The 7,535-nt window shown below is 74.2% G+C and carries 7 protein-coding genes; 1 reads left to right on the plus strand and 6 read right to left on the minus strand.

The window, feature by feature from the left end:
- Positions 1-153: 153 nt before the first annotated feature.
- Positions 154-531, minus strand: a complete 378-nt coding sequence (locus tag E1211_RS28775; protein ID WP_132352825.1) for a signal peptidase I — start codon at positions 529-531, stop codon at positions 154-156.
- A 229-nt stretch (positions 532-760) separates the two neighbouring features.
- Here E1211_RS28775 and E1211_RS28780 point away from each other — a divergent pair, with 229 nt between their 5' ends.
- Positions 761-1,708, plus strand: a complete 948-nt coding sequence (locus E1211_RS28780; protein ID WP_207915548.1) for a DUF3500 domain-containing protein — start codon at positions 761-763, stop codon at positions 1,706-1,708.
- A 13-nt stretch (positions 1,709-1,721) separates the two neighbouring features.
- Here the strand turns inward: E1211_RS28780 and E1211_RS28785 are convergent, their stop codons facing one another.
- The 5 genes from E1211_RS28785 to E1211_RS28805 form a co-directional block, all read right to left on the minus strand.
- Positions 1,722-2,480, minus strand: coding sequence for a class I SAM-dependent methyltransferase (locus E1211_RS28785; protein WP_132352827.1), 759 nt, complete (start codon positions 2,478-2,480; stop codon positions 1,722-1,724).
- Positions 2,481-2,541: 61 nt separating this feature from the next.
- Complete coding sequence (locus E1211_RS28790; RefSeq protein ID WP_132352829.1) at positions 2,542-3,057, minus strand: DUF2231 domain-containing protein; 516 nt, start codon at positions 3,055-3,057, stop codon at positions 2,542-2,544.
- Positions 3,058-3,154: 97 nt separating this feature from the next.
- Positions 3,155-3,895 (minus strand): GAF and ANTAR domain-containing protein, encoded by a 741-nt coding sequence (locus tag E1211_RS28795; RefSeq protein ID WP_132352831.1) that lies wholly within the window; start codon positions 3,893-3,895, stop codon positions 3,155-3,157.
- 179 nt (positions 3,896-4,074) lie between these two features.
- Positions 4,075-6,366, minus strand: coding sequence for an accessory Sec system translocase SecA2 (gene secA2, locus E1211_RS28800; protein ID WP_132352833.1), 2,292 nt, complete (start codon positions 6,364-6,366; stop codon positions 4,075-4,077).
- An 80-nt stretch (positions 6,367-6,446) separates the two neighbouring features.
- Positions 6,447-7,535 (minus strand): zinc-binding alcohol dehydrogenase (locus tag E1211_RS28805; protein WP_132352835.1); only part of this gene is annotated, 1,089 nt, incomplete at its 5' end.

Below are 7,535 nucleotides of genomic sequence, written 5' to 3' on the forward strand. Positions count from 1 at the left end.
GGGTCAGCGGGGTGGGACCGAGGGCCGGCAGCCCGGCGATGCGCCAAGCGGCGAAGCCGCCCACGACGTCTGAGGCGCGCCATTCGAGGACGTTGCGCTCCACGGCGAGGGTGCCCGGCACGAAGCCGTGCGCGGCCCGTCGACGAGGGCCGGTCAGCGGAGGACGGGCGGCTCCACCCGGTAACCCGGCACGGAGGGCCACCGGACGGTGAGCACGACGGACTCCTGTTCGGCGTACCACGAGTGGTCGACACCGGGGCCCCACACGACGTAGTCGCCGGGCTCGCCGAGCAGCACCGTGCGGTCGCGCAGCTCGACCCGGAAGCGACCGCTGACCAGCACCAGCAGGGCGGTTCGCCGCTCTCCGGTCGCCCACCGGGCCCGGGTCTCCCCCGGCGGGTGCACCCCCCACTTGATCTCGACGTCGGTGCTGTGCCGGATCTCGCCCTTCGGCACGAAATGCCCGAGCAGCCAGCCGCCGTCGGTGGCTCCGTCGACCCCGGCGTTGCCCACGTAGACCGTCTCGTCCATCGTCCTCCCCCACATGCGCCGCAGACCGTACCAAGGGCGGCGGGGCCCACCCCTGGCCGGTGAGCGGCGAACGGGACGCGGAGCCACCGGCGTGCGCGCGCCGGATGCCAGGACGAACCCGCCGGTGAGCGGGCGCCGCGGCGCGCGGCGTAGCCACCGGACACCCGGGCGTTCGGCGAGCCGGCCGGGCCTGCGAGCGGGACGTGCCGGGCCCCGGTATACAGGGACGGTGGAAGATCCGCTACCCGAGCAGATGCGAGCGGCGGCCGGCGCGCTGCTGTCCGCACTCGACGAACCGGCCAGGGCCGGCGCCTCGTACCGCTTCGACGACACCGGCGCGCGGCGCTGGTTGGAGTACCGCCCCCGGCCCCGGCCCGGGGTGTGCCTCGACGACCTCGACCGCGCCGGACGCAAGGCCGCGCACCGGCTGCTGGCCACCGCGCTGAGCCCCGCCGCGTACGCCCAGGCGATGGCGATCGTCGCGCTCGAAGAGGTACTGGACCGGGCCGAGGGCTGGCAGCGGGGCCGGCACAGCGGCGACTACTGGGTGGCGATCTTCGGCGATCCGGAGCGCGACGACCGCTGGGCGTGGCGGATCGAGGGACACCACCTGTCGGTCAGCATGACCGTGGTGGACGACCAGGTCTCCCCCGCGCCCATCTTCTTCGGCGCGAACCCGGCAGCCGTACGCCACGCCGGGCAGCCGGTCTCCCGCCCGCTCGGCGTCGAGGAGGACCTCGCTCGCGCGTTGCTGGAGGCGATGGGTCCGGCGGCACGCGCCGCGGCGATCATCGCCGACGAGGCGCCCGAGGACATCATCAGCGCCACCCGAGCGCGGGTGGACGCCCCGCTGGAGCCGTTCGGCGTACCGGGGGCCCGGCTCGGGCCGACCGGGCGCGCGCTGCTGGGGCAGCTGCTCGCGGTCTACCTGGATCGGCTCCCGCCCGAGCTGGCGGTCCGCGAGGCGCGCCGACTCGACGGCGGTGAGCTGCACTTCGCCTGGGCCGGCCCGACCGGCCCCGGGCAGCGGCACTACTACCGGGTCCAGGGCGACGACCTGCTGATCGAGTACGACAACACCTCCGCCGACGGCAACCACACGCACACCGTCCTGCGCCGCCCGGGCAGCGACTTCGGACAGGACGTACTCGCCGCCCACCACACCGACGCGCACTGACCCCGGTCGGAGGTCAGCGGCGGCGCGCCTCGATCAGGAAGCGGCGGGCGTGCGCGACGAACGGGCCGTCGTCACGGATGCGGCGGTGCAGCGCGTACAGCTCCCGGCGGTACCGGTCGACGGTGAAGCCGGGGACCGTCCAGACGACCTTGCGCAGGAACCAGACCACCGCGGCGATGTCATGGAAGACGGTACGCAGGGTCGCCTCCCGAAGGTCGACCACGTCCAGCCCGGCCGCCCGCGCGGCCGCCACCGCCCGGTCGGGGCGGCGCGCGACAGGTGGGGGAAGCGGCCCGAGGATCGCCTCACTGAGCTCCCGCACCGTGCCCGGCCCGATCTGCTGCGAGAGGAACGTGCCACCGGGGCGGAGCACCCGGGCGGTCTCCGTCCAGTCGGTGCGTACGGGATGCCGGCTGACCACGAGGTCGAAGCGGGCGTCCCGGAAGGGCAGCGGGGCGTCCGGGGTCACCGCGACGACTGTGGCGCCGAGCGGGCGCAGGGTCCGCCGGGCGACCTCGACGTTCGGCGGCCAGCCCTCGGTGGCCACGAGCAGCCGGGGCGGGTGGGGGACCTCCGCGAGGACCTCTCCCCCGCCGGTGTCGACGTCCAACGCCGTCTCGACCGACGCCATCCGCGCGGCGACCAACCGGGCGTACCCCCACGGGGGACGCTCCTCGGTGGCGCGGCCGGCGAGCCAGTCGAACGCCCAGCCCTCGACGGGCGCGGCCGCGCCCTCGGCGATCAACCGCTCGACGTCCTGGTTCGTGGTCACCCGCCGGAGGGTGCCGGGCCACCGTCGTGCCGGCAACCAGATTTCGCCCGGCGGATCGGGCTCACGGCGCGCCGGCCTCCGGGCGGGGACGGACGACCTCCGGGCTCGCCCCGGCCACCGCGCCCAGCGCGTCGAAGGTCGTCGCCTCCCTCCGCCCCTCGTCGAACCGGCGCACCAGCCGGGAACCGAGCCGTACGCCCACCGCGCCGACGGCGAGCGCCACCAGCTCGGTGCCGAGCAGCACGGGTGACGCGCCGTTCTGCGGGGAGTCCGCCCGGATCAGGCAGACGAGCAGGAAGAGCCCGGCCATCGCCAGGTTCACCAGGTTGAAGGCGATCGCGGTGCGCCGGGTCCGGTCGCCGGGCACGTCCCACAGGTCGACCATGCCGGCCATCGCGGTGAGCGCGGCGGCGACCAGCGCGGCCACCGCGCTCCAGTAGCCGACCTCGCCGAGGAACGCCGGCCCGCCCAGCACGTCGGCCAGGTCGAAGATGACGGCACTGGCGAAGAGCCCGTACGGGAACGTCACCAGCATCGGTTGGATCGGGTGTCCCCGCACCCGTAGCCGGCTCTGCATCGTTCCCTCCCCGGGGTCGGCGGCACGTGAACCCAGGGTGCTACCCGGGCGCACGCGGGGTGAAACGACGCGAGACCGGACGAAGGTGCGCGACGGCTCAGTTGTCCCGGGCGCGGGAGACCGTCCGGACCAGCCGCTGTGCCACCTCGCGCAGCGGGATGTCCAGCGAGGCGGCGGCGCTGCGCAACACCTCGAGCGCCTCGGCGGCCGGGCATCCACGCTGGGTCATGATCACGCCGATCGCCTGCCCGACCACCCCGCCGTCCAGCAGGGAGGCGTCACGTTCGTCGGCCACCTCGAGCTGGCGGGCCCGGTCCCGGACGGCGGCCAGCAGGAGGCCGGCGTGCTCCGCGAGCAGCATCGCGGTGAGCTGGTGCGCGGTGGTGAGCACGTCGGAGCGTCCGGCGTACAGGTTGATCGCGCCGAGCACCTGGTCGTCGACGTCGAGCGGCGCGGAGATCACCCCGTGCACGCCCAGGTCGACCGCGCGGGGCGTCCAGTCCGGCCAACGCCGTTCACGCCCGAGGTTCTCCGACAGCACCATCTCCCGGCGGCGGATGGCGTCCATCGCCGGCGAGTCGGGACCGTACCGGAGGTCGTCGAGGCCGGCCAGCGTCGGATCGGAGGCCGCCGCGCCGGCCGGCTCGCCGGCCCGCAGGGCGGTGAAGCCGCAGAAGCTCACCCCGGCCACCGCGTCCCGGGTGATCCGGACCAGCGCGGTCAGGGCATCATCGAAATCGGTCACCGCGATGAGACCGGCAGTCAGCTCCCGCAGCAGCGCGGCAGTCTCCAGCACGCCGACGGTGGGCACCGCCGGCTGGTCGGTGTCGAGATTCACGGGCGTGCAGCCCCCGCCCCGCGGCCTGTCACGGCACACCCGGCCGGTGCCATCACCTGTGTCATGTCTGCTCTCTCCCGAGTCTTCGGACCCGCCCTACTACCCGTCGCCACCCAGGTCGAAACGGGCTGAAACGCAGGTCCGGCCGGCGATGCCGGCGCCGGCCGGACCGTTCTGCGTCAGCGGGAGGCGCCGGTGAGCCGACGCCCGACCGAGGCGATCAGCCGGTCCAGCTCCGAGCCGAACGGGTTGTCGTGCACCAGGTACGTCCAGGTGGCGCTCGGCCGGGCCAGCTTCGCCTCGTCCGGCTCCCACTCCTCATCGAAATCGGTCTCGGTGAAGGTCGCGATCGTACGCGCCTCGATCTCCGGAACCAGCTCGTTGAACGCCGGCACGGCGGCCCGGTGGAACTCGTCGAGCGGGTCCAGCCGGCCCAGCGCCCGCAGGTGGACGCCCTCGCGCACCTCGGAGAGCTCGGCGAGGTGCTCGGCCCAGAGGCGGTCGAGGTGGTAGAGCGCGATCGAGCGGGCCACCCTGGCGAGCAGGTCCTCGTCCATCTCGCCGGCCTTCTCGGGCATCTTGTCGAGCAGCATCAGCGCGGCCACGTCGCTGGTGAGCAGGCGCTCGCGCCGCTCGGCGAGCGCCTTGCGCTGCTGCTCGATCACCACGCTGTAGCGCCAGGTGTTGCGGTGGATCTCGTGGTTGACACCTTCGGCGACCCGCTGGGCGTGCTCGATCGCGTAGTCGACCTGCTCGTCGGTGACCAGACCGTCGGCGTTCATCCGCGGCGACGGCGGGACCGCGTCGGCGGCGTGCCGGACGACGAGGTCGTCCTCGAGACTCACGAAGAAGACCGAGCCACCGGGGTCGCCCTGCCGACCGGCCCGGCCGCGCAGCTGGTCGTCGACCCGGCGGCTGTCGTGCCGGCCACTGCCGATCACGTACAGGCCGCCCAGCTCGGCCACCTGCAACCGGTCGGCCTGGTCGCTGCCACCGAGCCGGATGTCCACACCGCGACCGGCCATCTGGGTGGAGACGGTCACCGCGCCGTACGCGCCGGCCTCGGCGATGATCGCCGCCTCCTCGTCGTCGTTCTTGGCGTTGAGCACGACGCACGGCACGCCGGCGGCGTGCAGGCCCGCGGCGAGCTGCTCGGACTCCTTCACGTCCAGGGTCCCGACCAGCACCGGCCGGCCGGCGGAGTGGCAGCGCTTGATCTCGTCGATCAGCGCCTCCTCCTTCTCCGCCCGGGTGGCGTAGATGCGGTCCGGCTCGTCCTGGCGGATGCACGGGGTGTTCGGCGGGATCACCGCCACCTCGAGATCGAAGAACTCGCGCAGCTGGTCGCCGACGAGCACCGCGGTCGCGGTCATGCCGCAGACCTTCGGGTAGAGGGCGATGTAGGCCTGCACGGCGATGGTGCCGAGCACCTCGCCCTCGGCCGTGGCGTCGAGCCCCTCCTTGGCCTCGACCGCCGCCTGGAGCCCGTCCGGCCAGCGCCGGCGCTGGGCCACCCGGCCCCGCATCTCGTCGATCAGCTCGACCGAGCCCTCCCGGACGATGTAGTCCACGTCCCGGTGCAGCAGCGCGTGCGCGTGCAGCGCGACGTTCACCGCGGAGAGCTGCTCGACGTGCTGCTCGTCGTAGAGGTCGATGCCGAGCTTGGCCTCGACGGCGGCGAGCCCGGCGGAGGTGAACGCCACGCTGCGGCCGTCCTCGGCGACCGTGTAGTGGCGCCCCTTGCGCAGCCCGCGCACCAGCGCGGCGGCGGCGTGCACCGGGTCCTGCTCGCCCGGGACCGCGCCGGCGAGCACCATCGGCACCCGCGCCTCGTCGATCAGGATCGAGTCGGCCTCGTCGACGATCGCGGTGGAGAGCGGCCGCTGGACGCGGTCCTCGATGTCGGTGACGAGCTGGTCGCGCAGGTAGTCGAAGCCCGCCTCGCTGACCGAGACGTACGTGACGTCGCAGGCGTACGCCTCGCGGCGCTCCTGCGGGGTGGACGCCTCGTTGACCCAGCCCACGGTGAGACCGAGCAGGGTGTAGACCGGCTCCATCCACTGGGCGTCGCGGCGGGCCAGGTAGTCGTTGACGGTGAGCACGTGCACCGGCCCGTTGCCGATCCGCACGTGCCCGTAGGCGGCCACGGCGGCGGTGAGCGTCTTGCCCTCGCCGGTGGCCATCTCGGCGACCTTGCCGGAGAGCAGCGCCATCGCGCCGAGCAGCTGGACGTCGTACGGGCGCTGGTCGAGCCCGCGGCGGGCGGCCTCCCGGCCGATCGCACAGATCTCCTCGTAGCCCGCGGCCTGACCGGCGGCCTCGGTGAGCTCGGCGTCGTCCAGCGCGCGGAGATCATTCTCGCGCGCCTCGATCGCCGGCAGCAGCTTCTCCAGCGGAGCGAGGTCCACCGTCGTCCCCGGGCGCTGGAGGAACCGCCGGAACCTGCTCTTGAACCGTTGCGAGACACCCATGAGCGGCAACGGTACGCGAACCCGGGCGGCTTCCGCGTCCCGCCCGGGCGGCATGTCGCCTCCGGGCGGTGACCGGTCGGTCACACCGCGAGGACGACCTGCAGTTCCTGTCTCCGGCGCTCGGCGAGGTCGGTCAGCAGAGCGGGGGCTTCGTCGAAGGGCACCACCGCCGTGACGAGGTGTTTGCGGATCACGTCGCCGTCGGCGCGCAGCAGATCGATCGTCTCGGCCGAGAGTCGCTCCCGGTCCCAGACGGGCGCCAGCCCGCGGGGAACCCGCCCGATCTGGGCGCCCCGGACGGAGAGCCCGTTGTGGTGGAATTCCTCGCCGAGCCGGACGGTGTCCGCCCCGCCCTGGTAGAAGGCCAGGTCGATCACGGTGCCCTGCGGGCGGAGCAGGCGCAGCGCCAGGTGCAGCGCCCAGGCCTGTCCCCGGCACTGGAACACCACGTCGGCGCCGCGGTCGCCGGCGGTGTGCCCCCAGCGGGTCTTGAGCACCACGGCCGGGTCGTCGGCGTCCGGGTCGAGGGTCTCCAGGCCGAGCGCCTCGGCGGCCCGCCGGCGCTGCGGCGTCGGGTCCAGCACCACCACCGAGGCCGCGCCGTGCCGGCGGGCGAGCAGGGCGGTGAGCAGCGCCACCACCCCGCCGCCGAGCACCGCCACGCGGCGCCCGCGTACCCCGTCGCCGAGGGAACGCACGTCGGCGCCGTGCAGGTCGGCCGCGGCGTGCAGCAGCCCGTTGGCGCAGATCGGGCCCATGTGGGCGACGTAGACGCCGAGCAGCGGGTCCAGGTCGGCGGGGAGCGGCACGAAGCGCTCGGCGAGCGGGTCGGCGACCCAGCCGGTGCGGTGGCCGTACGTCATCGCGCCCACCGAGCCCTCGGCGACGGCCGGGGTCGCGCTCTCCACCACCCGGCCCACCTGCATGTAGCCGAGCCGGCTCACCGGGTACGGGGTGCTCGGCGTGCCGGGCCGGAACAGTCCGAGGTCGGCGTCCCAGGTGACGTGGAGGTAGGGGTTGGTGCCCTTGACGTAGCTCAGTTCGGTGCCGGCGGAGACCCCGCTGAACAGGGTGTGCACCCGGAACGTGCCGGGCCGCAGCGGCGGGGCGTCCTGCTCGACGACGCCCACCCGCCCCGGCGCCCGCACCACCAGCACCCGGTCACGCAT

Source organism: Micromonospora sp. 15K316 (genome assembly GCF_004348525.1).
Taxonomy (GTDB): domain Bacteria; phylum Actinomycetota; class Actinomycetes; order Mycobacteriales; family Micromonosporaceae; genus Micromonospora.